The 25027-nt window shown below is 60.2% G+C and carries 17 protein-coding genes; 10 read left to right on the forward strand and 7 right to left on the reverse strand.

Translation table 11 applies throughout. From position 1 onward, the window contains the following. Nucleotides 1–52: 52 nt before the first annotated feature. Nucleotides 53–2275 (reverse strand): NADP-dependent isocitrate dehydrogenase, encoded by a 2223-nt coding sequence (locus ACRCJM_RS00850; protein ID WP_431463427.1) that lies wholly within the window; start codon nucleotides 2273–2275, stop codon nucleotides 53–55. Nucleotides 2276–2400: 125 nt separating this feature from the next. Between ACRCJM_RS00850 and ACRCJM_RS00855 the strand changes: the two genes are divergently transcribed. Both ACRCJM_RS00855 and ACRCJM_RS00860 read left to right on the forward strand, forming a co-directional pair. Continuing rightward, nucleotides 2401–3252, forward strand: a complete 852-nt coding sequence (locus tag ACRCJM_RS00855; RefSeq protein WP_431463428.1) for an NUDIX hydrolase — start codon at nucleotides 2401–2403, stop codon at nucleotides 3250–3252. 68 nt (nucleotides 3253–3320) lie between these two features. Beyond that, entirely contained in the window at nucleotides 3321–5324 is a 2004-nt protein-coding gene (locus tag ACRCJM_RS00860; RefSeq protein ID WP_431463429.1) for a prolyl oligopeptidase family serine peptidase, read from the forward strand. 130 nt (nucleotides 5325–5454) lie between these two features. Here the strand turns inward: ACRCJM_RS00860 and ACRCJM_RS00865 are convergent, their stop codons facing one another. Continuing rightward, nucleotides 5455–6786, reverse strand: a complete 1332-nt coding sequence (locus ACRCJM_RS00865) for a hypothetical protein (protein ID WP_431463430.1) — start codon at nucleotides 6784–6786, stop codon at nucleotides 5455–5457. Nucleotides 6787–7099: 313 nt separating this feature from the next. Continuing rightward, the gene (locus ACRCJM_RS00870) at nucleotides 7100–7516 is read right to left on the reverse strand and encodes a DUF805 domain-containing protein (protein ID WP_431463431.1); all 417 of its coding nucleotides are present in this window, start codon (nucleotides 7514–7516) and stop codon (nucleotides 7100–7102) included. Nucleotides 7517–7550: 34 nt separating this feature from the next. Between ACRCJM_RS00870 and ACRCJM_RS00875 the strand changes: the two genes are divergently transcribed. Further along, nucleotides 7551–8228 carry a pyroglutamyl-peptidase I gene (locus ACRCJM_RS00875; protein ID WP_431463432.1) on the forward strand — a complete coding sequence of 226 codons (678 nt, stop codon included), beginning with the start codon at nucleotides 7551–7553 and terminating at the stop codon, nucleotides 8226–8228. A gap of 178 nt (nucleotides 8229–8406) precedes the next feature. Here ACRCJM_RS00875 and pgi read toward each other — a convergent pair whose 3' ends face one another. Further along, complete coding sequence (gene pgi / locus ACRCJM_RS00880; RefSeq protein ID WP_431463433.1) at nucleotides 8407–10086, reverse strand: glucose-6-phosphate isomerase; 1680 nt, start codon at nucleotides 10084–10086, stop codon at nucleotides 8407–8409. A 302-nt stretch (nucleotides 10087–10388) separates the two neighbouring features. Here pgi and ACRCJM_RS00885 point away from each other — a divergent pair, with 302 nt between their 5' ends. From ACRCJM_RS00885 to ACRCJM_RS00910, 6 genes are all read left to right on the forward strand, one after another. Beyond that, nucleotides 10389–12335, forward strand: coding sequence for a BCCT family transporter (locus ACRCJM_RS00885; protein ID WP_431463434.1), 1947 nt, complete (start codon nucleotides 10389–10391; stop codon nucleotides 12333–12335). 306 nt (nucleotides 12336–12641) lie between these two features. Then, a complete protein-coding gene (typA, locus tag ACRCJM_RS00890) occupies nucleotides 12642–14555 on the forward strand; it encodes a translational GTPase TypA (protein ID WP_237187463.1) in 1914 nt (637 codons plus the stop codon). A 198-nt stretch (nucleotides 14556–14753) separates the two neighbouring features. Then, nucleotides 14754–16052, forward strand: coding sequence for a PIG-L family deacetylase (locus tag ACRCJM_RS00895; protein WP_431463435.1), 1299 nt, complete (start codon nucleotides 14754–14756; stop codon nucleotides 16050–16052). 121 nt (nucleotides 16053–16173) lie between these two features. Then, nucleotides 16174–16497 (forward strand): ferredoxin, encoded by a 324-nt coding sequence (gene fdxA, locus ACRCJM_RS00900; RefSeq protein ID WP_135013646.1) that lies wholly within the window; start codon nucleotides 16174–16176, stop codon nucleotides 16495–16497. Between the two features lie 248 nt (nucleotides 16498–16745). Next, nucleotides 16746–17876 carry a succinyldiaminopimelate transaminase gene (dapC, locus tag ACRCJM_RS00905; protein WP_431463436.1) on the forward strand — a complete coding sequence of 377 codons (1131 nt, stop codon included), beginning with the start codon at nucleotides 16746–16748 and terminating at the stop codon, nucleotides 17874–17876. A 226-nt stretch (nucleotides 17877–18102) separates the two neighbouring features. Continuing rightward, a complete protein-coding gene (locus ACRCJM_RS00910) occupies nucleotides 18103–19383 on the forward strand; it encodes a citrate synthase (RefSeq protein ID WP_237223411.1) in 1281 nt (426 codons plus the stop codon). 85 nt (nucleotides 19384–19468) lie between these two features. On the opposite strand, the gene galE is transcribed toward ACRCJM_RS00910, so the two are convergent. The 3 genes from galE to dapD all read right to left on the reverse strand — a co-directional run bounded on the left by galE (nucleotide 19469) and on the right by dapD (nucleotide 23827). Beyond that, nucleotides 19469–20482 carry a UDP-glucose 4-epimerase GalE gene (galE, locus tag ACRCJM_RS00915; RefSeq protein ID WP_237204605.1) on the reverse strand — a complete coding sequence of 338 codons (1014 nt, stop codon included), beginning with the start codon at nucleotides 20480–20482 and terminating at the stop codon, nucleotides 19469–19471. 118 nt (nucleotides 20483–20600) lie between these two features. Continuing rightward, on the reverse strand, nucleotides 20601–22712 hold the full coding sequence (locus ACRCJM_RS00920; RefSeq protein ID WP_431463437.1) for a 5'-nucleotidase C-terminal domain-containing protein: 2112 nt from the start codon (nucleotides 22710–22712) through the stop codon (nucleotides 20601–20603). A gap of 149 nt (nucleotides 22713–22861) precedes the next feature. Next, nucleotides 22862–23827 carry a 2,3,4,5-tetrahydropyridine-2,6-dicarboxylate N-succinyltransferase gene (gene dapD, locus ACRCJM_RS00925; RefSeq protein ID WP_431463505.1) on the reverse strand — a complete coding sequence of 322 codons (966 nt, stop codon included), beginning with the start codon at nucleotides 23825–23827 and terminating at the stop codon, nucleotides 22862–22864. A gap of 50 nt (nucleotides 23828–23877) precedes the next feature. Here dapD and dapE point away from each other — a divergent pair, with 50 nt between their 5' ends. Beyond that, the gene (dapE, locus tag ACRCJM_RS00930; protein WP_431463438.1) at nucleotides 23878–25026 is read left to right on the forward strand and encodes a succinyl-diaminopimelate desuccinylase; all 1149 of its coding nucleotides are present in this window, start codon (nucleotides 23878–23880) and stop codon (nucleotides 25024–25026) included. Nucleotide 25027: the final 1 nt, after the last annotated feature.

Raw genomic sequence — 25027 nt, forward strand, 5'->3', positions numbered from 1 at the left:
AAGATGTTGCCCAATGTTCTAAGCGCTGGGCAACATCAAATTAGAAACTTATTTATTTTTTCAACCCATCCACCACGTCATTCAGGGTGGTGCTGGGGCGCATCACCGCTGATGCCTTGGCGTCCTCGGGCTTGTAGTAGCCGCCGAGGTCGGCGGGGGAGCCCTGGGTCTCTAGCAGCTCAACCACAATCTTCTCCTCGTTCGTAGCCAGAGCCTTAGCCACCGGGGCAAACTTAGCCGCCAAATCGGCGTCCTCACCCTGAGCAGCCAGCTCCTCAGCCCAGAACTTAGCCAGGTAGAAGTGAGAACCGCGGTTATCAATCTCGCCCACACGGCGGGAAGGTGACTTGTTCTCGTTCAAGAAAGTACCGGTTGCCTTATCCAGGGTGTCAGCCAGAACCTGGGCAGAAGCATTACCGGTGGTCTTGGCCAGGTGCTCAAAGGAGGCAGCCAGGGCCAGGAACTCACCCAGGGAGTCCCAGCGCAGGTGGTTCTCTTCCAGAACCTGCTGAACGTGCTTGGGGGCGGAACCGCCGGCACCGGTCTCAAAGAGACCACCACCGTTAATCAGCGGAACAATGGACAGCATCTTGGCTGAGGTGCCCAGTTCCAGGATGGGGAAGAGATCGGTCAGGTAGTCACGCAGCACGTTGCCGGTCACGGAGATGGTGTCCTCACCCTTGCGGATACGGTCGATGGAGAACTGGGTTGCCTCGGCAGGAGCCAGAATACGGATATCAAGGCCCTCAGTATCGTGCTCGGGCAGGTACTTCTCGACCTTGGCAATCAGGTTTGCGTCGTGGGCACGGTTCTTATCGAGCCAGAAGACAGCGGGAGTCTGGGAGTCGCGGGCGCGGGTGACGGCCAGCTTGATCCAGTCCTGAACAGGGATGTCCTTGGTCTGGCAAGCGCGCCAGATGTCACCGGCAGAAACCTCGTGTTCAATGAGCACATCCCCTGCAGAGTTCACTACCTGAACCTTGCCGTCTGCCTTAAGCTGGAAGGTCTTGTCGTGTGAACCGTACTCCTCAGCCTTCTGCGCCATCAGACCCACGTTAGGCACGGTACCCATGGTGGTGGGGTCGTAGGCGCCGTTGGCACGGCAGTCCTCGATGACGGTCTGGTAGACGCCAGCGTAGGAGGAATCGGGGAGGACGGCCAGGGTGTCAGCCTGCTGGCCTGACTCGCCCCACATCTGACCGGAGGTGCGGATCATAGCGGGCATGGAAGCGTCCACAATGACGTCCGAAGGAACGTGCAGGTTGGTGATGCCCTTGTCAGAGTTGACGTAGGCCAACTCGGGGCCTTCCTGCAGACCCTTGTGGATGAGCTCGCGGACGTCCTCACGGATATCCTCGGGCAGGGTATCAATACCGGAAATGATAGCGGCTAGGCCGTTGTTACCGTTCAGGCCGGCAGCATCCAGCTGCTCACCGTAGGTCTCAAAAAGCTCGGAGAAGTAGGCGCGCACGACGCGGCCGAAGAGGATGGGGTCAGAAACCTTCATCATGGTGGCCTTCAGATGCACGGAGAAGAGCACACCCTCAGCCTTGGCGCGGGCAACCTGCTCAGCCAGGAACTTATCGAGTTCAGCCACGTTCATGTAGGTGCCGTCGACGATTTCGCCAGCCAGCACGGGCACAGATTCCTTCAGGACGGTCACGGTGCCGTCGGTACCGACGTGCTGGATCTTCAGGGTATCGTCAGCCTCAATAATCACGGACTTCTCATTGGAGAAGAAGTCGTCGTGACCCATGGTTGCAACATTGGTCTTGGAATCTGCTGACCAGGAACCCATGGAGTGGGGGTTCTTGCGGGCGTAGTTCTTAACAGACAGGGGAGCGCGGCGGTCTGAGTTGCCCTCGCGCAGAACCGGGTTCACGGCTGAGCCCTTGACACGGTCGTAGCGGGCGCGGACGTCCTTATCCTGCTCGGTCACAACCTCATCGGGGTAATCGGGGATAGCGAAGCCCTTTTCCTGCAGCTCAGCAATAGCGGCCTTGAGCTGGGGTACGGACGCCGAGATGTTAGGCAGCTTGATGATGTTAGCTTCGGGGGTCTTAGCCAGCTCGCCCAGCTCGGTCAGGGCGTCCGCTACCTGCTGCTCTGCAGGGAGAATATCGCTGAACTGAGCCAGAATACGGCCCGAAAGTGAAATATCGCGGGTTTCTACCTCAACACCGGCGGTTGAAGCGTAAGCCTCAAGAATGGGCAGGAAGGAGTAGGTCGCCAGCAGCGGAGCCTCATCGGTATGGGTGTAGATAATCTTTGCCATGAAGGGCGTCTCCCTTGTCGCTTGTGGGCAGTTTCATTTCCAAGAATACAACGATGTGCCTGCGCTCACTAAATAAGAGAGCCTGTGTGACAAGATGACTCGACTACTGAGATAGGGTTACTGATATGAGTACCGCTACTTCAGCCCCGATTGTTGTTTCTGCACTTGTCATTCGTAATTCCTTGGGTGAGGTTCTCACCGTTCGCAAACGCGGCACCACAGGGTTTATGCTTCCCGGTGGTAAGCCTGAGCCGGGTGAAACCGCCGAAGAAACCGCCCGCCGTGAAGCTACCGAAGAACTGGGCCTTGTGCTCGACAGCTATTCCTTGATGAACCTGGGCACCTACCAGGCGGCTGCCCTCAACGAGGCGGGGCGAACCGTCCGCGCCCATGTTTATCTTTTGGTAACCGCTGGGGGCGTCGCTGATTTGGACCAGGCTGCGCCCAGCGCTGAGATTGAGGAAATCCGGTGGGTTCACCCCGACCCTGCGCGCGATGACCACAGCAACCAGGCTCCGCTGAATACTCAGCATATTTTCCCGCTGCTCACCGGCGATGATTTTGAGGACGCGGACGCCCCGGTTAGCGTGGCCCAGTATCGAGACCTAGAGGCAAAAGTCGCTGAACTTCAAAACCTGGTAGATACCCTGTACATGCAGGTGGAATTTCAGAGCCGCTTTAGCTATCAGGCGGTCTGCGCTCGTGCCGCGATCAAAGGCCGCAACCTCTTTGCACTTAACACCGCTTTGGGTATTTGCCGTGACCGTATCCACGGCGCACCGCACATTATTTTTGGGGCGGCAGCCGCGGCAGAAGCCCCTATTTTGACGGCGGCAGTAGAGCAACCCCTGAATACAAGGGAAGACCTTCTGGCCATTATTCGGGTTCTTGCCCCGCACCACGCAGAGCAGATTCTAGATGCCTACCTTGGTGCAGGTATGGACGACGGAACTTTTGCTCGTTTGCCTGTCAGCTAGGAGCAATGTTAAGAAGGGGAGGGTAATGCGCTATCACCTCAACAGGTGCTGGTGATACCGTAGAGTCTATGACTGACACCACAACTAGCGAAAACAACCAGCAGAAAAACGCTGCCTACCTCAAGCAGCTCATCGAACACCCCCGCATGGTCGGGCTGGCTGCGGGTCGCACCGGCGCGCCCGTGCTCACCGTCAACACCCTCAATAAGGACGGCGCAAAGTGGCGCCCCCGCCTCTGGGCCCTTCCCACAGGGCAGGAGGGCAAACCCTACCCGCTGACGGCACCCGAGTCGGGCGCCTCCGTCCTTACCATCACCGATGAGGGGCACATCTACCTGACCCTGGGCAAGGACGTCGACGAAGCCGACTCCAAGAGCCTCAAAGGCGTCTACCGCCTACCTGAGCACGGTGAACCCGAACTCATCTTCACCCACCCCGGCGGCGTAGACGCCCTCGCAGTACGCCAGCGCGGTGAAACCACCCGCTACATCTACAGCGCCAAAGCCCACCGGGGCAGCCTCGAAGAGCAAGCCAAGACCCTCGACGAACGCGAGAAAACCGCCACCTCCGGCGTGCTCTACACCGAATTCCCCACCCGCTTCTGGGACCACGACCTGGGCACCGGCGTCCGCGCCCTCTACGTCAAGGACGGGGACGGCGAACCCCGCCGCATCGCCCTACCCGGCGACCGCGCAGAACTCGCCGGCTTCGAAGTCTGCCCCACCGGCGACCGCGCCGCTATCACCCTGCATACCAAGGCCCGCGGCATCCACCAGCGCTACAGCACCTGGCTGCTTGACCTCAACGGCGAGAAAGAACCCCAGCTGCTGGCCGAAGCAACCGAAACCCACGACTACTCAGCAGGTGCCTTCACCCCGGACGGCAGCGGCCTGGCTATCACCGAGGTACGCCGTTGGCTGCCCGGCCAGTCCATCAAGGTTAACGCCAGCCACTACAGTTTTGAGACCGGCCAGCTGACCGAGCTCTCCCGCGACATCGACCGCTGGGCTGGCGACATCGTATGGATTGATAGCACCCGCTACGCCTTCGTCACCGACCACCTGGGAGCTACCGCCATCTTCACCGGCAGCATCGACGGTGCTACCCGCGTACTGGTCGAGGACGGCGCCAGCCACTTCTCAGCCCTGGCCTACAACGAAGGGGCCCTCATCGCCCTGCGCGATGCCCACCAGCACTCGGCCTACCCCGTCCGCATCGATATCGAAACCGGCGACGTCACCCGCCTGGCTTCGCCAGTCGAAGAGCTGCGCGCCCCGGGCCGCTTCGAGCGTCTGAGCTCCACCGCGGCCGACGGCACCGAGTTCACCTCCTTCCTCGCCCTGCCCGAAAAGGATACGGACGGCCCCCTGCCCCTGCTAGTTTTTGCACACGGCGGCCCCTGGGGATCATGGAACTCCTGGACCTACCGCTGGAACCCCTGGGCCTTCACCGAAGCCGGCTACGCTGTGCTCATGCCCGACCCCGCAATTTCTACCGGCTACGGCCAGCACATGCTCGACCGCGGCGGCGACGACCTGGGCGGCACCCCCTACACCGACATTATGCAGGTGGTCGAAGAAGTATCGGCTCGTGACGATATTCAGGGCGACAACGTGGCCTTCTCCGGTGGCTCCTACGGCGGCTTCATGACTAACTGGGTGGCAGGACGCGCAGGCACCCGCTTCAAGTGCTACGTCACCCATGCCTCTATCTGGGATTACAACACTATGTACTACCTCTCAGATAACGGGTCCTGGCACGAATGGAAGGTCGAGTTCGGGGGAGAGGGTGATAGCATCTCGCCGCGTCATCGTGCCGCCGATATCGCGGCTCCTATGCTGGTGATTCACGGCGATAAGGACTACCGTGTGCCCATCGGCCAGGCCCACCACCTCTGGGCTGACCTACAGCGCCACTCCCCGGAGCTGGGCCACAAGTACCTCTACTTCCCCGATGAAGGGCACTGGATCCTGAAGCCCGGCAACTCCCGCCTCTGGTACCAGGTCTTTACAGCCTGGCTCGACCAGCACCTCCTGGGCCAAGAGTTTAAGACCCCTGAGATCCTGGGATAAACTCTCTGCCTGCCCCGGTGGCTGAATAGTGAAAGGGCGCCTACCCCATAAGGGGGTAGGCGCCCTTTAGCTCATAGTTTTAGCTCTAACCTGACGGTGAATCTTGAGCTAGAGCCAAATCTGGTCTAGCTTAGGCGCGGCGGGCTGCACGAACAGCACCGGCACCCAGACCCAGAATACCCAGACCACCCAGAGCCAAGACTGCTGCATCGGCTGCACCGGTCTTGGCCAGCTCAGGCTTCTTGGCTGCCTCGGTCTTTGCAGCCTCAGTCTTGGTTTCAGACTTGGCTGCCTCGGTCTTGGCGTCGGCCTTGGTCTCGGTTGAGGTGGTGACTACGGTTGCGGGGTCAAGAGTCGGCTTCTCTTCAGCCTTGACGCTTTCACCCTTAGCGGTTAGCACACCTTCGGGGAGCTCGTGAGTGACGCCCTCGCCCTTGGCGATGATGAGCTCAGGCAGTTCGTGGGTGACGCCATCACCATTGATGCCGATATGGCCCTCGGGCAGTTCGTGGGTAACGCCATCACCATTGATGCCAATGTGGCCCTCGGGAACCTCATGGGTCACGCCCTCGCCCTTAGCAGTGATGAGCAGCTCGGGCAGTTCGTGGGTGACACCCTCGCCCTTAGCAGTGATGATGAGCTCAGGCAGCTCATGGGTGACGCCCTCACCGTTGATGCCAATGTGGCCCTCGGGAACCTCATGGGTCACGCCCTCGCCCTTAGCAGTGATGAGCAGCTCGGGCAGTTCATGGGTTACACCGGGGCCGTTGATGCCAATGTGGCCCTCGGGCAGTTCGTGGGTGACGCCGTCACCATTGATGCCAATGTGGCCCTCAGGGAGTTCGTGGGTGACGCCTTCACCCTTGGCGGTGACCAGGGGGTCGAGGTTTTCGTCAACCCAGGTGGAGCCATCAACGGGGAGGAAAGGCAGTTCGTGGGTGACACCGGGGCCGTTGATACCGATGTGACCCTCAGGGAGTTCGTGGGTGACGCCTTCACCCTTGGCGGTAACCAGGGGATCGAGGTTTTCGTCAACCCAGGTGGAGCCATCAACGGGGAGGAAAGGAACCTCGTGGGTGACACCGGGGCCGTTGATACCGATGTGACCCTCAGGGAGTTCGTGGGTTACACCCTCGCCGTTGATGCCGATGTGGCCTTCGGGCAGTTCGTGGGTGACACCGGGGCCGTTGATACCGATGTGACCCTCGGGGAGTTCGTGGGTGACGCCTTCACCCTTGGCGGTGACCAGGGGGTTGAGATTCTCATCGACCCAAGCTGAGCCATTCGCGTCGCCGGTGACGGGGGAGACCCAGGCAGAACCTTCATTGGTGACGGTGGGGAGATCAACCCACTCGGAGGTCTCGGCAGCAAAAGCAGGTGATCCCACGAAAGAAGCCATACCGAGTGAAAGTACGGCGGCGGTACCAGTGACCTTCTTTGAGGGCTTATGGAAGGAAGTCATAGTGTTAAACCTTTCTAGGTGTGTGGATGTCCGGCACTACGGGCCAGTATTATGAGGAAGTATAGGGGGATTCCTCTTGGGGTCGACCGGCAAACTGCTGATAAACCCTGTATAACTCTAACTTAATTGAGGTGTGTGTCTTCACTGATATGGGGGCAAGATCTTCTGACTAGGGACTATGACTAAAGATTTCATAAAAATTTCATTTTTGAAGCTGAATATAGGCAAATGTGGTTTTGTCTTTGACAAAATGGGTTAGTTGTTGTGCTGCGGTGTAGTAGGCGCGCAAGGAGCTGAATCGATTTTAAACCGGTTAAAGTGCGTGGTGCCTGCGTTTTATGAGGGATAAAGTTGGGCCGATATTGACAACAACCCATAGAGGGTTTGTTATAACAAGCAACATAAATAAAGTGCGCAAAAGAGATGAGGCATTTTCGCTCAGGGTGAGGTAATTAAGCCAAATGGTAACCCCAAAATAGATAACAGTGCCCATCAATAGATAGGCCAATGCCCACCAGAATTCACTGGCTGATGCCTGGCCCTTGCTATTCCAGTAGTGACGGTAAAAAAGGCGCACTGCCCCTGCAAATCCCACCTGCTGGGCTACGGCCGGGGCGCGAAGCTCGTCCGGGTGCTCTTCATCGTCGAACCCATCGAGGTTGAGGGCTTCGGGGGTATCTTCCAGGGGTTCTTCGTTGTGGGTATAGCGGGTAGGCTTGTGCTCAGACATACCCTCAAGAATACCTAAACCGCAGGAGTCGACGATGACTACCCTTCTGCTGACCTATTTCGGCCCCTTCGAAGGGGTACCCCTCAACCCTAGCCAGGCGGTAGCATTTGGGGCACAGGAAGCCCTGGCGATCTCGGCTCCGCATCTCACTGTTGAGGTTCACGAACTGCCGGTGGAGTTCGCCGAATCAAGCCGGGCGCTGGGTGAGCTCTTAGAACGCATCAAACCTGAGCTAGCTATAAGTCTTGGTGTTGCGGCTGGCCGCGATAAGGTCAGCCTGGAACGAGTTGCCATCAACCTCGACTCTGCTCGTATTCCAGATAATGCAGGTGCTCAGCTTATCGACCAACCCATCCGCGGTGACGGCCCCGATGCCTACTTCTCTACCCTGCCTACCCGAGCAATTTTTGAAGAGCTTAGCTCTCAGCAGCTGCCCGTGGAACTGTCGTACACCGCCGGAACCTTTGTGTGCAACCACGTTTTTTACGAGCTCATGCATGCAACCAAAGGGGCAATACCGGCGGGCTTCATTCACATTCCCCTCACACATGTAGAAGCTGGTGGAGGAGCGGACGCCGCGCCCGAGCGTCCGCCTGTCACAGCAAGCGCGGACGCCGGGGGAGTGGAAGGTGGAAACCTACCTACCCTGCCTGAGGCCCAGGTCATCGGAATCATAGAGCAGGCCGTACTCACCACGCTCACCCAGCTTTAACGCAGAACCCCGGTAACTCACGAAGTTACCGGGGTTCTGCGTACCGGGGCGAAAGTGGGCATATCACCTGCCCGCTGGCTCGGCGGCTGGCGTGAATCGCAGCGAGCCCCCTGGGGCGAGATGTGAGAGGGTCGCGGGCAGGTGATATGCCCACAGAGCCCTATGCATCAGTTCAGGCTTACTTACGCTGATTCAGGTAGTAGCCAATCAGGCCCTGGGTTGAGGAATCCTGCTGAGCAAGAACCTCGCGGTCACCGCCCACAGCGGGAGCCAGCTGTAGGGCGAGCTGCTTGCCGAGTTCGACACCCCACTGGTCAAAGGAGTCGATGCCCCAGACAATGCCCTGAACAAAGGTGATGTGTTCGTAGAGGGAAATGAGCTGGCCCAGGACGGAGGGGGTCAGCTGGGAGGCCATGATGGAGGTGGTGGGGCGGTTGCCTGAGAAGACGCGGGCAGGAACGATTTCTTCGGCGGTGCCTTCAGCGCGAACCTCGTCGGCGGTCTTGCCGAAGGCCAGGGCCTTGGTCTGGGCGAATAAGTTAGCCAGGAAGAGCTCGTGGACATCCTGCTCGCCGTCGCGGGTTGCGTGAACCGGGTTGGCGAAGGCGATGAAGTCGGCGGGAATTAGGCGGGTGCCCTGGTGGATGAGCTGGTAGAAGGCGTGCTGGCCGTTGGTGCCGGGCTCACCCCAGAAGACTTCACCGGTGGCGGTGGTGACGGGCTTGCCGTCGGCGCGCACGGACTTGCCGTTGGATTCCATGGTCAGCTGCTGCAGGTAGGCGGGGAAGCGGTGCAGGTACTGGTCGTAGGGGAGGACGGCGTGGGTTTCGGCGCCCAGGAAGTTGACGTTCCAGATGTTCAGCAGGCCCATGAGAGCGGGAACGTTTTCGGCCAGGGGCGCGGTGCGGAAGTGCTCGTCCATGGCGTGGAAGCCGGCCAGGAACTGCTCGAAGACCTCGGGGCCGAGCACAATAGCCAGGGGGGTGCCGATGGCAGAGTCGACGGAGTAGCGTCCGCCTACCCAGTTCCAGAATCCGAAAGCGTTCTCGGGGTCAATGCCGAAGGCCTCGACCTTATCCAGGGCGGTGGAGACGGCGACGAAGTGGGCGGCGACGGCGTCCTTTTCGTCCTTGCCATCCAGGGCGCCGGCCTCGCGCAGGGAGGTGAGCAGCCACTCGCGGCAGACGCGGGCGTTGGTGAGGGTTTCGAGGGTGCCGAAGGTCTTGGAGGCGACGATGAAGAGGGTGGTCTCGGGGTCTAGGTCCTTGACAGTTTCGGCGGCGTCGGTGGGGTCGATGTTGGAGATGAATCGGGCGGTCAGGCCGGGCTGGGCGTAGGGCTTCAGGGCCTCGTAGACCATGACGGGGCCCAGGTCTGAGCCGCCGATGCCGATGTTGACAACGGTTTCGATGCGCTTGCCGGTAATGCCTACCCACTCGCCGGAGCGGACGCGGTCGGCAAAGTCGTAAATCTTGGCGAGGACCTCGTGGACGTCGGTATCGACGTCCTGGCCATCAACCACGAGAGCGGGGGTTGCGCCCTTGGGGCGGCGCAGGGCGGTGTGCAGGACGGCGCGGTCTTCGGTGACGTTGATGCGCTCACCGGCGAACATGGCGTCGCGGCGCTCTTCGAGGTTGATCTCTTCGGCCAGCTGGGTCAGCAGGGCCAGGGTCTCTTCGGTGATGAGGTTCTTGGAGAGGTCAACGTAGAGGTCGGCGGCGGTGAAGCTCAGCTTTTCGGCGCGGGCGGGGTCTGCTTCGAACCAGGCGCGCAGGTCGGCGGTGGTCTTCTGCTGGTGCTCGGTCAGGGCTGCCCAGGCCTTGGTCTGGACGGGGTCGGTGATGGCGGGGAGAGACATGTGTGCTCTACCTTCCTGTCGATTTGGGTGTTCTTGCCTCTATTTTATGTTGGTTTGGTAGTTTTTGACCCCGCTGGCAGGTGTGGTTTTTTGTGGTTTTGTCGGCATTAGCCCTCCCAAGAGAATGCCTACTTATTATCAGTGGTGTTATTATTAGGGTGGAACAGGCATCTCTAGCCCCTTCCCGAACCACGCTGCGCGGCCCCGCGCCCCTTGACTGAGCGTGGACGCGGACGGCAGCTCGTGAGGTGCTTTTGCATGTCAACTAGGTCGAAACGTAAGAAGATATAAAGGACACTTTCATGGCTACTACCCAGCAAACTCCGCCCGGCACGGGCCCCGACCTGCGGAAGGGGGATATCGACGCGGCCGCCAAGGAAAACATGCGTGAAGGTTCCCTGGCCCCCAAGGTCTTTATTCCCGCAGCCGTCATCATGGCCGCCTTCATCGGCATTACCCTGGCCTTCCCCCACCGCACCAAAGAAATCTTCGATGCCCTGCAGGCCGACGTCATTAACTACTTCGGCTGGTACTACGTCGCCATCGTTGCTTTCTTCGTTATCTTTGCCCTCTACCTGGGCTTCTCCCGCATGGGTGACGTCAAACTAGGCGACGACGATGACGAGCCCGCCTACCCCTTCACCACCTGGTTCGCCTTCCTCTTCGCTGCCGGTATGGGCATCGGCCTGGTCTTCTACGGGGCAACCGAACCCCTTATGCACTACGTTGACCCCCGCCCCGGCGTGGGTGACGGCACCAAGGAAGAGATTGCCCAGGCAGCGATGAGCCAGGCCTTCCTGCACTGGGGCCTGCACCCCTGGGCTATCTACGTCATCGTGGGCCTTGCTATTGCCTATGCAACCCACCGCCTCAAGCTGCCCCTCTCCATCCGCTACTCCCTCAAACCCTTGCTGGGCGACCGCGTAAAAGGTGGAGCAGGCGACGTCATCGACGTTGTCGCCCTGGTTGGCACCCTCTTCGGCGTAGCGACCTCTCTTGGCCTCGGTGTTATGCAGATTGCTGCGGGCCTGGGCTACATGAACATTCCGGCCCAGGGCAACGGCTGGCTGGTGGGCATCATCGTGGTGCTCATGGGTATCACCCTCTTCTCCGTGGTCACCGGCCTGGAAAAGGGCATGAAGTGGCTCTCCAACGGCAACCTCGTTCTGGCTGCTATCGTCTGCCTTTTTGTGCTGGTGGTAGGCCCCACTCTCTTCCTCTTCCGTAACTTCATCGGGTCCATCGGCAACTACCTGCAAAACGTCGTTGCCATGACCTTCGAGACCCTGGCCCTCTACGGCGTTGACGGTGAACAGTTCCAGGCTGCCTGGACCACCTTCTACTGGGGCTGGTGGATCTCCTGGTCGCCCTTCGTCGGCATGTTCATCGCCCGCGTCTCTAAGGGCCGTTCCGTGCGCGAGTTCGTCATCGGTGTGCTGCTGGTACCCGCTCTGACCTCCTTCTTCTGGTTCTCTGTACTCGGCGGCACCGCCCTGCACCAGGAACTTTTCGGAACCGGCACCAGCTTGGTGGGCGAAGACGGTAGCGTCTCTGCAGAGAATGCCCTCTTCCAGATGTTCCACAATCTGCCCGGTGGCGTCATTCTGACTGCCGGTGCGGTACTGCTGATTACCGTCTTCTTCGTGACCTCGGCAGACTCCGGCGCCCTGGTGCTCGGTATGCTCTCCACTAACGGGTCACCTGAACCCAAAACCTGGATCCGCGTTTTCTGGGTACTGGTTGCAGGTGCAACCGCGATCTCCCTGGTTGTCATCGGTGGTAGCGAATCGCTGTCAGCGATTCAAACCGTCGCAATTCTGACGGCCCTGCCTTTCTCGGTAGTGATCGTGCTGATGTGTATCTCCCTCTACAAGGCCCTGAGCGTTGAGCACCGTCTTTTCGTCCGCGCCCAGCGTCGCAATGCTCGCCATGAGATTGAGGCCTCCCTGGCTGAGCAGATCGACGACCGCGTCAACGAGCTGGTTGCCGAAGGCGTCGAAGAGCGCGTCACCGCAGCTGTGGGGGAGCACCTTGACGAACACCTGGACGGCCAGCTTGAAGCCGCCCTGGAAGAAGCCGTGGACAAGGCGGTTGAAGCTAAGGTCGAAGAGGCTGTAGAAAAGGCTGTTGACGAGGTAGCTCTCCAGGTCGACGCAAATACCGCCGCAATCGAACAGATTCGTGCGGTGACCGGATCTATTCCGGTAGTCAAACCCCAGGATGTAAAGCAGACACCTTGGAATAAATAGGAAATAGATAGGGGCTTATTCAGAACGGTTTCGCAGGCTCGCGCTCGCTGCCGACCCTCTCGCATGGTTCGCTTCGCTCACAACGCGATTCACGCCAGCCGCCGAGCCAGCAGCTTCGCTGCGAGCCTGCTACACCGCCCTTTTGAATAAGCCCCTTATTTTCTAATGTGTTCCAGAAGATAGCGGCTAGTTTAGGTGCCGCCGGTATAATCAAACCGAAAGCCCTCTGCGCTGGTGCCGAAAATTCGGCAGGTAAGCCGCGCACCGGCGTCCTTATCCCCAACATGTAAGCGAGATACTTTCCGCATGTCTGAAACTCAGAACACCGCTTCACGGAGCGACCTTCGCAACGTGGCAATCGTGGCTCACGTTGACCACGGCAAGACCACCATCGTTGATGCGATGCTCAAGCAGACCAACGCCTTTTCCTCCCACGCCGACGTGGAAGACCGCGTCATGGACTCCGGTGACCTTGAAAAGGAAAAGGGCATCACCATTTTGGCTAAGAACACCACCGTGTTCTACTCTGGCCCCGCAGCCAAGGGCGAAGAAATCACCATTAACGTCATCGACACCCCCGGCCACGCCGACTTTGGTGGCGAGGTTGAGCGCGGCCTGTCCATGGTTGACGGCGTTGTGCTGCTGGTGGACGCCTCAGAAGGCCCCCTGCCCCAGACCCGCTTCGTGCTGCGTAAGGCCCTGGCCGCTAAGCTTCCCGTTATCCTGGTTGTTAACAAGGTCGATCGCCCCGACGCCCGTATCGACGAAGTTGTCGGCGAATCTATGGATCTGCTCCTGGGCCTGGCCAGCGACCTGGCTGATGAGGTACCCGACCTGGACGTTGATGCTCTGCTGAATGTTCCCGTTGTTTACGCATCCGGTAAGGCCGGCGCTGCCTCACTGAACCAGCCCGCTGACGGCGCTCTGCCCGATAACGACGACCTTGAACCCCTCTTCGAGACTATTCTCGAGCACGTTCCGGCCCCCACCTACGACCCCAACGAGGTGCTCCAGGCCCACGTCACCAACCTGGACTCATCCCCCTTCCTGGGCCGTCTGGCCCTACTGCGTATCTTCAACGGCACCCTCAAGAAGGGCCAGACCGTTGCCTGGGTACGTCAGGATGGCGAAACCAAGAACGTCCGTATCTCCGAACTGCTGGCCACCAAGGCCCTGGAGCGTGTTCCCGCTGAGTCTGCTGGCCCCGGCGAAATCGTCGCGGTTGCAGGTATCGAAGACATCACCATCGGTGAAACCCTCACCGACCCCGAAAACCCCAAGCCTCTGCCCCTGATTAAGGTCGACGACCCCGCAATCTCCGTCACCATCGGTATCAACACCTCACCGCTGGCCGGTAAGGTCAAGGGCGCCAAGGTCACCGCCCGCCAGGTCAAGGATCGCCTCGACAAGGAACTGATCGGTAACGTCTCCCTCAAGGTTCTGCCCACCGAGCGTCCCGACGCCTGGGAGGTTCAGGGCCGTGGCGAACTTGCCCTGGCAATTCTGGTTGAGCAGATGCGCCGCGAAGGCTTCGAACTGACCGTGGGCAAGCCCCAGGTTGTTACTAAGACCATCGACGGCAAGGTCCATGAGCCCATGGAGCACATGATTATCGACGTGCCCGAAGAATTCCTGGGTGCCGTTACCCAGCTCATGGCAGCTCGTAAGGGCCGCATGGAAAACATGGCCAACAACGGCACCGGTTGGGTCCGCATGGAATTCGCTGTGCCCGCCCGCGGTCTGATTGGCTTCCGTACCAAGTTCCTCACCGAGACCCGCGGTGCCGGTATCTCATCGTCCTACTCCACCGGCTACGAGCCCTGGGCAGGCGACATCGACTACCGCTCCAACGGCTCCATGATTTCTGACCGCGCCGGCGTCGTCACCCCCTACGCCATCATCGGCCTGCAGGAACGTGGCACCATCTTCGTCGAACCCACCTCAGAGGTCTACGAGGGCATGATCATCGGCGAGAACTCACGCGCTGACGACATGGAAGTTAACATCACCCGCGAAAAGAAGCTGACCAACATGCGCTCAGCTTCAGCAGATAACTTCGAAAACATGACTCCCCCCAAGAAGCTCACCCTCGAAGAGTCCCTGGAATGGGCTCGCGAGGACGAGTGCGTGGAAGTCACCCCCGAAGCGATCCGCATTCGCAAGGTTATCCTTGACTCCAACGAGCGTGTGCGCGAAGCACGCCGCCGCGCCCGCGCCTAAGGTTACAAAGGGATAGACGCTCTCAGGGCCGTGGCCCGTTCTCCTGAACAGGGGAGCGGGCCACGGCCCTACTGATAACCACAGGGATAAGAGCGAGATGACCAAAGCACATCGTTAAAACAGCAAACCCAGCTAGAGCCCAGTAACTAAAGCTAAAATTGCTAGGAACCAAACAGCACCCAGCAGAAAACCGCCACCATGGAACTCGACGCCCAGCCCCACTACCCGGTCGCCGGTGAAGTCATCACCGACAGCGCCACCTTCAGCCTGATACCCGACGGCCTCAAACCCAAAGACGCCACCGTCCTCTTCGTCCACGCCCACCCCGACGACGAAGCCTCATCGACCGGTGCCACCATCGGCGCTCTTACCGATGCCGGCGTTACCGTACACCTGCTCACCATGACCCGTGGCGAAATGGGTGAAGTCATCGACCCTGCCCTGCGTCATCTCGAAGCAACCCACCCCGCTAACACTGACAGAGGCCATGCCCTGGGTGAGTACCGCACCGGGGAACTCAAAGCCTCCCTCAAAGCCCTCGGCATCCGCCACCACCTCTATCTGGGCGAGGGGGCGAGTTACCTGCCCGGCGAGCGCACCAGCTACCGTGATTCGGGTATGACGTGGGGGTCGGACGGACGCGCTATCGCTAACCCCGCCGCAGCCGATGACTGCCTTACGCGTCTGCCCCTCAAGTCCCAGGCAGACGCCATCGCCAGCGCTATCCGTGAAATTAGGCCGGACGTCGTCGTCACCTACGACGCGGACGGCGGCTACGGGCACCCCGACCACAAACGAACCTACGAAGCTACCTTGGCGGCCGTCCGCTCCCTAGAGGGAACCCCCTCGGCTCCCATCGCTCTATGGGGCATCGAAGGCGACCCCAATCGTCAAGATACCCGGCAGCAGGCTGTCATTATGGGCAGTATCGATCATAAGCGTGAGGCCATGCGGGCCCACGCTACCCAAATTACTATCACCAGCGAGACCACCTTCGAGTACTCAAACGGGGTCTCCCAGCCCATCAACCCTACCGAAACCTACCGCCTGCTCTGGGGCACAGCCCAGTCGGGAACCCCCGCCGACGTGTCTCCGGAAGAAAGCGTTGAAGCGCCCGGCCCTATCAACTCAGCCATTTCCGCAATCGCCCTCGGGCTGATTGCAGGTTTTGCCGGCACCATGTACCACGCCCATATCTGGTACCCCACTAGTGCGCTCTGGGTACCCTGGGGTGCTGCCCTGGGCATCCTGACCGTGTACTTCGCTTCAACCTGGGTTGCCATTCACACCGAAAAGAACTGGGCAGCAGCCCTGCTCGGTGCCACGGCCTTTATCCTCATCGGCATCTTTGCATTCGCCAAAGGTACCTCAATGCTGGTCTATATCAACCCCATCAACCCGATTGGCACCGCTGGAACTATCTGGGCTCTCGGATCCCTTGTTGCCTCAACCCTGGGAATTATGAGCGCCACTAAATACCGCCGCAATAAAACTTAACCCGGCTCAACAGGCAATCTCATCCATCACAAAAATCTGCCCCCACACCGGTGACCAGATACACTAGAGCACAGTTACCCAACACACCACGCACCGGTGCGTCACCACCAGAAAGGCACCCATGACCTACATCATCGCCCAGCCCTGCGTCGACGTAAAAGATCGCGCCTGCGTCGAAGAATGCCCTGTCGACTGCATCTACGAAGGCGAACGCTCCCTCTACATTCACCCCGACGAATGCGTCGACTGCGGTGCTTGTGAGCCGGTTTGCCCCGTAGAAGCTATCTACTACGAAGACGACGTCCCCGAAGAATGGGAAGATTATACCGCCGCTAACGCCGACTTTTTCGACGATCTTGGCTCACCCGGTGGCGCAGCCCGCCTGGGTGTCATCGCTAAGGACGCCCCCATGATTGCGGCCCTGCCCCCGCAGAACCAGGACTAAACAAACATCAGTCAGCACAAGCAAGTTTGAGATGCTTGTGCTGACTTTTTTATGAGCACCTACACTAGAAATAAACGTGGTGCTTCATGCAACTACCTAGGGTTGGGGCAGCGGCGCGCCTTGGCCAGCGACCCTCTCGCCGCGAGCGCTGGGGCGCTCGGAGCGATTCACGCCAGCCCCGAGCCAGCTGGCTTACGGCGCGCCGCGTCCCCACCGCACCTGAACATATTCACAAGAGAAAGCAGACCATGCGCGAATTTGGCCTCGACCTGCCCGACTACCCCTGGGACACCATGGCCCCCTACCGGGCTACCGCTGAAGCCCACCCTGATGGGCTGATCAACCTCTCCATTGGAACTCCCGTTGACCCGACTCCTGCTGTGATCAGAGATGCTCTAGCTGGTGCGACCGACGCCCACGGCTACCCCACGACCCACGGTACCCTCACCCTGCGTCAGGCTATCGTTGACTGGTTCGACCGCCGCCGCGGCGTGCCCGGGCTGTCTACCGACCAGGTCATGCCCACTATCGGCTCGAAGGAGCTTGTCGCCTGGCTTCCCTTCCTGCTGGGCCTGGGGGAGGGGGACGTGGTCGTCCGCCCCACCGTTGCCTACCCCACCTACGACATCGGTGCCCAGCTCGCCGGCGCGACCCCCGTGGCAGCTGATTCCCTGGATGAGCTCGATGAGGCGACCCGTGCCCGCGTCCGCCTGGTATGGATTAACTCGCCGGCCAACCCCACCGGCATCGTGCGCGATGTGGATGAGCTGAAAAAGATAGTGGAGGACGCCCGTGCCCTGGGTGCCGTGGTTGCCTCCGACGAGTGCTACGCAGAACTGGGCTGGGGAGAATGGGACTCTGCTCGCGGTGGTAAGTCTGTGCCCTCCGTCCTGGATCCCCGTGTCTGTGGCGAAAGCCAGGACCTGGTGCTGGCAGCTTACTCTCTTTCTAAGCAGTCCAACTTCGCTGGCTACCGCGGCGCTTTTATCGCGGGAGACGCCGCGATTATGGCCAACCTGGTCAACTCCCGTAAGCACGCGGGCATGATTGTGCCCGCTCCCGTACAGGTCGCCATGACCGCAGCGCTCTCAGATGACGCTCACGTTGAGGCCCAGAAAGACCTCTACCGGGCCCGCCGCGAAACCCTACTGCCCGCCCTGGAACGCTTTGGCCTGACCGTCGAGCACTCCGAGGCCGGGCTCTACCTGTGGGCTACAGCGGGGGAGGATACCTGGGCTACCGTCCAGCGCTTTGCAGACAAGGGTATCGTGATTGGCCCCGGCGTTTTCTACGGAACCGCAGGTGAGGGCTATGTGCGCATCGCCCTGACCGGCTCAGATGACGACATTTCCCGTGCCGCTGCCCGACTGTCAGAGTAAAGCAAAACTGTTAATGTCAAATAAGCTCAGCTAAAGAACGTAATGTAGCTTCTGAACGCACACCAATGTGACCCCGCGCATTATTCTGCTGTAATGTAGACCATAGATGACGTGCGTACGTGCACGGTGCGGCCTTCCACCACCCCGCGAAAGCCGCACCGTCCTTTTTTAGAATCCCACTTCATCACACAGCACGTACGTTGCCTCGTATGACAGGAGGAACACAATGACTGAGAACAAAGCGCTGCTGAGCTATGACGGCAAAGAACTGCCCCTGCCCGCAGTAGAAGCAACCGAAGGTAACGGTGCCTTCGAAGTTGCAGGCATGCTCAAAGAAACCGGTAAGGTAGCCTACGACCCGGGCTTCATGAACACCGCAAACGCCAAGTCAGCTATCACCTACATCGACGGTGACGCCGGCATCCTGCGCTACCGCGGCTACCCCATCGAAGAGCTGGCAGAAAAATCCAGCTTCATCGAAACCGCCTACCTGCTTATCTACGGGGAACTGCCCACCCCCGCCCAGCTTGAAGACTTCGACCAGATGATTCGCCGCCACACCATGGTGCACGAAGACTTCAAATTCTTTTTCCGCGGCTTCCCCCGCGACGCCCACCCCATGGCCGTCCTCGCATCCAGCGTCTCAGCCATGTCGACCTTCTACTCTGACTCCCTCGACCCCTTCGACCCCCGTCAGGTAGAAATCTCAACCTACCGCCTGCTCTCCAAGGTGCCCACCCTGGCAGCCTACGCCTACAAGAAGTCCAAGGGCGAGCCCTCCATCTACCCCAAGAACGAGCTCAACTACACCGAGAACTTCCTGCGCATGTGCTTCGGCTTCCCCACCGAGGAATACGAGGTCAACCCCCTGCACGCCAAGGCTCTCGATCTGCTGCTGCTCCTGCACGCAGACCACGAGCAGAACTGCTCCACCTCCACCGTGCGACTGGTCGGCTCCTCAAACGCCAACATGTTCGCCTCCGTCTCAGCCGGCATCAACGCCCTCTACGGCCCCCTGCACGGCGGCGCTAACGAGGCAGTGCTCAAGATGCTCAACCAGATTCAGAAGGACGGCATTAGCCCCGAAGACTTCATGGAGAAGGTCAAGAACAAAGAAGACGGGGTCCGCCTCATGGGCTTCGGCCACCGCGTCTACAAGAACTACGACCCCCGCGCTCGTATCGTCAAGAAGACCGCAGACGAAATCCTCGAATCCATTGGCGGCAACAACGAACTGCTCGATATCGCCAAGCGTCTCGAAGAGAAGGCCCTCAACGACGACTACTTCATCGAACGTAAGCTCTACCCCAACGTAGACTTCTACACCGGTCTCATCTACAAGGCCATGGGCTTCCCCGAGCACATGTTCACCGTCCTCTTCGCACTGGGCCGCCTCCCCGGCTGGATTGCCCAGTGGACCGAAGGTATCCAGGACCCCGACCGCAAGATCGGTCGCCCCCGCCAGGTCTACATCGGCGAAGCTGAACGCCACTACCCCGAACGATAAGCTGCCAGGCAGCGCATCACTAAGCCCCGGCGTCCTTACCTCTGTGGAGATAAGGACGCCGGGGCTTGGCTTTAGGGGCTACCCGTTATGCTTCGTAGCCCTGGGGGTTATTTTTCTGCCAGTTCCAGTGATCGCGCACCATGGTGTCGATGTCGCGAGTAGCAGACCAGCCCAGATCTGCCAGGGCAGCAGCGGGATCTGCGTAGGAAACAGCCACATCGCCGGGGCGGCGGTCCACAATCTTGTAGGGTAGCTCCTTACCCGCAGCCTTCTCGAAAGCGTGCAGAACCTCAAGCACCGAGTAGCCGTTACCGGTACCCAGGTTCCAGGTGTGCAGGCCGCCGTGGGTGGTGATGTAGTCAAGGGCCTTGAGGTGGCCGTCCGCCAGGTCAACGACGTGAATGTAGTCGCGCACACCGGTGCCGTCGACGGTGGGGTAGTCGTTGCCGAATACGTTGAGGTATTCGCGGCGGCCCACAGCGACCTGGGCAATGAAGGGTACCAGGTTGTTGGGGATGCCAGCCGGGTCTTCACCGATACGGCCGGACTCGTGGGCACCTACCGGGTTGAAGTAGCGCAGCAGGGCAATGTTCCACTTAGAATCTGAGGCTGCTAGGTCGATGAGCATATCTTCGATGTGCTCCTTGGTGCGGCCGTAGCAGGACTGGGCGTCCATGTTTAGCTTCTCGGTCAGCGGCATAGACTCGGGCTCGCCGTAGACGGTTGCAGACGATGAGAAGACGATGGAGTGGCAGCCTGCGTCTTCCATGGCGTAGAGCAGGTTGAGGGTGCCGGTGACATTGGTCTGGTAGTACCACAGGGGCTTCTCGGCGGACTCGCCCACAGCCTTAAGACCTGCAAAGTGGATCACGGCATCGGGCTTGACCAGGTTGAAAAGCTGCTTCATCTCGGGCAGGTCCAGCAGGTCAACCTTGCGGAACTCTACAGTCTTGCCGGTCAGCTCTTCAACGCGGGCCAGGGACTCCATGGAGGAGTTTGAGAGGTTGTCCATAACGGTTACCTCGTGGCCTGCCTTGAGCAGTTCGAGTACGGTGTGGGAGCCGATGTAGCCGGCGCCGCCGGTAACGAGAATCTTCACGTTTTCCCCTAGTAGACGATTGGTGTTTTCTCTAGCTTACCTGCACTCAGCCCCGCCAGCCGGTAGAAGCGGTGGCGGGGCTGAGCACATCTAGGGTAAAAGGCGCGGACGCTTACTCCTAGCTGTTCTTGCGGCGGGCGGCGAAGAAGGCGGTAGCGCCTAGACCCAGTAGGAGGGCAGCACCTGCGAGGAGGGGCAGAGCAGTAGCACCGGTGTGGGCTAGTGCGCCGCTCTTTCCAGTTTCATGGGCCCCTGCCACAGCGCTCTGGCTGGTGTTAGCGGAGGCCGATGAAGCCGGGCTATCGCTGGGAGCCGGGGCGGGGGCGTCCGCGCTGGGGCTTGCAGTCGGCTCTTCGGTGGGGACTACCGTGGGCTCAGCTGAAGGAGCAGCGGTAGGGCTGTCGCTGGGAGCCGGGGTCGGGGTCTCTTCAGGAGCCTGCTCGGTGGGCAGAGAGCTGGTGCCAACCGTCCAGTTCTTCACGAAGAAGGTGGTCGGGTCGATGGTCTTGTTGGTGATAGCCCAGTCGATCATGAGGTCGCGCACGGCCTTCTGCTCTTCGTAGACGATAGGAGCTGCGGTGACGTGCGGGTAGCCTGAGCCACCTGACCAGCGGTAGTTGTTCAGAGCCAGGATGACCTTCTGGTCATCTGCCAGAGCAGTGCCGTCGGGCAGAGTGAGGCCCTCAATGCGCTCGCCGACAGGCTTGGAAATATTGATGTGGTAGTTGACGCCCGAGAGCACGTCGTAGGAGTAGTCGGGAATACCGCGGGTGGCACCCTCGTAGAGGGCGTTAGTGACGGTGGACCAGTCTGTGATCTCAGCTCCGGGTTCCTGCTGCTTGTAGTAGCGGGCTGACCATTCCAGGTAGTCCTTGAGCTGGGCTCCGGTGAGTTCTACGGCGTAGAGAGTGTTGTCGTAGATGTAGAGGCTGGCCATATCGGCAATGGTCACATCGCCCTGCTTGAAGACAGCAGTGCGGGAGAAGGGGGAGGCCTCAGCAAGGACGGGCAGGCCCTCGTACTGGGTTCCGGCTAGGGCCCGGGTGACTTCTTCGGTCTGTACCATGTTGATGAAGTCCAGAACAGCGGTGTCTTCCCAGGCGCTGGTGGCGGCGGGCATTTCAGCGGTTGCCTGAGCAACGACGGTCTGCACCCACTCGGTTGTCTTTGAGTGGTAGGGCTCGATAGCGGTGAGGACGGACGCGTCGGCAGCGTAGTCACCAGCGTTGAGGGCAAGAGCGGTAGGTTTTTCATCCTCGGTCCACTTGACCTCAATATCGCCGTCAGCTTCCTTGACCAGGGGCAGGGTGACCTCGGAGAGGAAACGGGCCCAGTAGCCGGGCTGGGTGTAGAGCACCGGCTCACCGTTCTTGTTGGTGAAGTATTCCTGAACCTTGTTGGTGACGTGGGAGTGACCGCCCACGACCACATCAACGTCGGTGGACTGTTCGGCAACAGACTTAGCGACGTTTTCGGTCAGCTCTGCCGGGTCGTAGGTGTAGCCCTCGGCGTCAAGGCCGGTGTGGGCGAGGACGACGACCACATCGGCCCCTGCCGCCTTGACCTTGGGTGCCCATTCGGCGACGGTAGCGGCAGCGTCCTTAAATTCCAGCTTGCCCTCAACGGTAGCCTTATCCCACACGCGAACCCCGGGGGTTACCACGCCGATCACGGCTACCTGGATCTTCTCGCCGCCCACGGTCTTTTCAATCATGGTGTAGGGCTCGTAGGCGGGAGCGCCGGTTGCGGTGTCGATGACGTTAGCGCCCAGCAGGGGCATGGTCAGGTTCTGGGTGTACTGGGCAGCGGCGTCGGGGCCGTAGTTGAACTCGTGGTTGCCCACTACGCCGGCGTCATAGCCCAACAGGTTAAAGACCGATGCCATGGGGTCAACACTGGTTGCGGTGCGGTTGTTCTGGTAGTAGGTCTGTAAGGGGTTGCCCTGGTTGGCGTCACCGTTATCGAGCACCAGGGTGGACTCTGCACCCTTTGCTGCCCGGGTCTGGGCGATGGCGGTAGCCAGGTGCTCCATACCCAGAGCCTTAGCACCTTCGCCATACGGAGCGCCGGTGAAGTAATCGTAGTTGAGGGCGCGGCCGTGAACATCGGTTGAGGCCAGCACGGTCAAATCGCCCAGGTCAGTAGTACCATCTGCTGCAAAAGCTGCAGGAACGAGAACGCTGGAAGAAACCAGGCCAAGACCTGCCAGCAGAGAAAGAGAACGCTTCATAAATAGCTTTCTGATGTGTTGTGAGTGTGTTCTCCCATTGTAAAGACCCGCCCTACCGGTCAGCCGGTAGGGCGGGTCTTGAGTATATTAATCTTCAGTAAATATCGGCAGCGAGCATAAGCCCGTCTCGCGAAATGATTACCTACTTTTTAGTTAGTGTGCAGCTCTGAGTTCAGTTCTACGGTGTTGTTGGCGCGGGGTAGAACTTCGATAGCGCCGGTCACGGAGTTGCGGCGGAAGAGCAGGTTGTTGACGCCGGAGAGTTCCAGGGCCTTGACGATCTTGGGCTCAGCGCCGGGGTTGAGGACGGTCACGCGGGAGCCAGCGGTGACGTACAGGCCGGCTTCAACCACGCAGTCATCGCCCAGGGCAATACCGATGCCGGCTTCAGCGCCGAGCAGGGAGCGCTCACCGATGGAGACACGCTGGGTACCGCCGCCGGAGAGGGTGCCCATGGTTGAGGCGCCGCCGCCGATGTCGGTGCCGTTGCCAATGACAACGCCCTGGGAGATTCGGCCTTCGACCATGGATTCGCCGAGGGTGCCTGCGTTGAAGTTGACGAAGCCTTCGTGCATGACGGTGGTGCCAGCTGCCAGGTGGGCACCCAGGCGGACGCGGTCGGCGTCGCCGATACGAACACCGGCGGGCACGACGTAGTCGATCATACGGGGGAACTTATCGACGTGGGTGACGACCAGGGCGCCGCGGCGGCGCAGCTTCAGTGAGACGGTGTTGAATTCGCTGGCCAGGACGGGGCCGAAATTGGTCCAGGCGACGTTGGCGAGAGCACCAAAGAGGCCGTCGAGGTTGATGGTGTTGGGGGCAACCAGGGTGTGGGAGAGCAGGTGCAGGCGCAGGTAGGCGTCCGCTGCGTTGGCGGGGGCCTCATCGAGGTTGATGGTGACGTTGACCAGCTCACGCACAACGTTACGGTCCTCGTCTGCTTCGACCAGGGCTTCGAGGTCGGCTGCTACGGAGTCGTCGGGGGTTTCGGTGAGGGCGGGGGCGGGGTACCAGACATCGAGTACGGTGCCTTCGTTCTCGCCGGAGGCGACGACGGTGGCCAGGCCCAGGCCAGATGCTACACGAGAGTTATTTTCAGTCATGCCTACCAGTCTACGGAATCAAACCGGTCTGCTGCCCTATCTGCTTGTATGGTGGAACCATGACCAAGAACCCTACCCTCACCCAGGCCGCCGAGTTCGCGCACCTTGGCCCCGGCGTCCTGAACCTAACCCAGCCCGTTGAAGATCTCACTGCTGACCTGCTCAATATTTATTCTGTTTCTGGCGCCGAGGTGCGTCTGGCGGACGCCGTGCAGGCGTCCCTTGAGGGTATCGGCGGCTTAGAGATAACCCGCGACGGCGACGCCATTATCGCCCGCACTAACCTGGGCCGGGATACCCGCATTGTGCTGGCAGGCCACCTGGATACGGTGCCCCTGCCCCGTACCGAAGGCTCACGAGGTACCGTACCTGCTTCTTGGTCTGAGGAAGCGGGGGAACGGGTTCTCTACGGCCGCGGGTCCGTGGATATGAAGGGCGGGGTTGCCGTGCAGCTAGCCCTAGCTGCCCGCTTGAAGGAGCCCCGCTACGATATCACCTACGTCTTTTATGACAACGAAGAGGTTGCATCAGAGCTCTCAGGGCTTGCCCGCCTGATGCGCAACCACCGGGAGAAGCTGACCGACGCGGCCTTTGCCGTGCTCCTGGAACCCACCGACGGCACCATTGAGGGCGGCTGCAACGGCACCATCCGCTTCTGGATTCGCACCTCGGGCATCGCCGCCCATTCGGGTCGCGCCTGGAAGGGTGTCAACGCTATCCACAAGATGGCGGACGTTCTGGGGCGTCTTGCTGCCTACCAGCCTGCCACCTATGAGGTTGAGGGCCTGGCCTACCGTGAGGGGCTCAATGCCGTGCAAATTTCAGGCGGGGTGGCCGGGAACGTGATTCCCGATGAATCCGGCGTGCACATCAACTACCGCTTTGCTCCCAACAAGACCCTGGACGAAGCCGTCGCGCACCTGCATGAGGTTTTTGAGGGCTACGAGCTAGACTTCGTTGACCTCTCATCAGCTGCCCGCCCGGGCCTGGACGCGCCCATGTCGCGCTCGCTGATTGAGTCGGTGGGCCAAGCCCCCAAGCCCAAGTACGGGTGGACGGACGTCGCTCGCTTCAGCGAGATCGGTATTCCCGCCGTGAATTTTGGGCCCGGTGACGCCCTGCTGGCCCATACCGATAACGAGCACGTTAAAGCCTCCGAGGTGCGTACCTGCTATACGGCGCTGGAAAGCTGGCTGACGGCGTCCTAAA

Origin of the sequence: Rothia sp. L_38, from assembly GCF_050689125.1 — a bacterium.
Classification (GTDB): Bacteria; Actinomycetota; Actinomycetes; order Actinomycetales; family Micrococcaceae; genus Rothia.

Coding starts and splice junctions, on each gene's coding strand:
- ACRCJM_RS00895 (WP_431463435.1), top strand. CDS start 14,754: ATGGAACTCGACGCCCAGCCCCACTACCCGGTCGCCGGTGAAGTCATC.
- ACRCJM_RS00860 (WP_431463429.1), top strand. CDS start 3,321: ATGACTGACACCACAACTAGCGAAAACAACCAGCAGAAAAACGCTGCC.
- ACRCJM_RS00850 (WP_431463427.1), bottom strand. CDS start 2,275: ATGGCAAAGATTATCTACACCCATACCGATGAGGCTCCGCTGCTGGCG.
- ACRCJM_RS00875 (WP_431463432.1), top strand. CDS start 7,551: ATGACTACCCTTCTGCTGACCTATTTCGGCCCCTTCGAAGGGGTACCC.
- ACRCJM_RS00910 (WP_237223411.1), top strand. CDS start 18,103: ATGACTGAGAACAAAGCGCTGCTGAGCTATGACGGCAAAGAACTGCCC.
- dapC (WP_431463436.1), top strand. CDS start 16,746: ATGCGCGAATTTGGCCTCGACCTGCCCGACTACCCCTGGGACACCATG.
- ACRCJM_RS00920 (WP_431463437.1), bottom strand. CDS start 22,712: ATGAAGCGTTCTCTTTCTCTGCTGGCAGGTCTTGGCCTGGTTTCTTCC.
- ACRCJM_RS00870 (WP_431463431.1), bottom strand. CDS start 7,516: ATGTCTGAGCACAAGCCTACCCGCTATACCCACAACGAAGAACCCCTG.
- typA (WP_237187463.1), top strand. CDS start 12,642: ATGTCTGAAACTCAGAACACCGCTTCACGGAGCGACCTTCGCAACGTG.
- ACRCJM_RS00855 (WP_431463428.1), top strand. CDS start 2,401: ATGAGTACCGCTACTTCAGCCCCGATTGTTGTTTCTGCACTTGTCATT.
- fdxA (WP_135013646.1), top strand. CDS start 16,174: ATGACCTACATCATCGCCCAGCCCTGCGTCGACGTAAAAGATCGCGCC.
- ACRCJM_RS00885 (WP_431463434.1), top strand. CDS start 10,389: ATGGCTACTACCCAGCAAACTCCGCCCGGCACGGGCCCCGACCTGCGG.
- ACRCJM_RS00865 (WP_431463430.1), bottom strand. CDS start 6,786: ATGACTTCCTTCCATAAGCCCTCAAAGAAGGTCACTGGTACCGCCGCC.
- dapE (WP_431463438.1), top strand. CDS start 23,878: ATGACCAAGAACCCTACCCTCACCCAGGCCGCCGAGTTCGCGCACCTT.
- pgi (WP_431463433.1), bottom strand. CDS start 10,086: ATGTCTCTCCCCGCCATCACCGACCCCGTCCAGACCAAGGCCTGGGCA.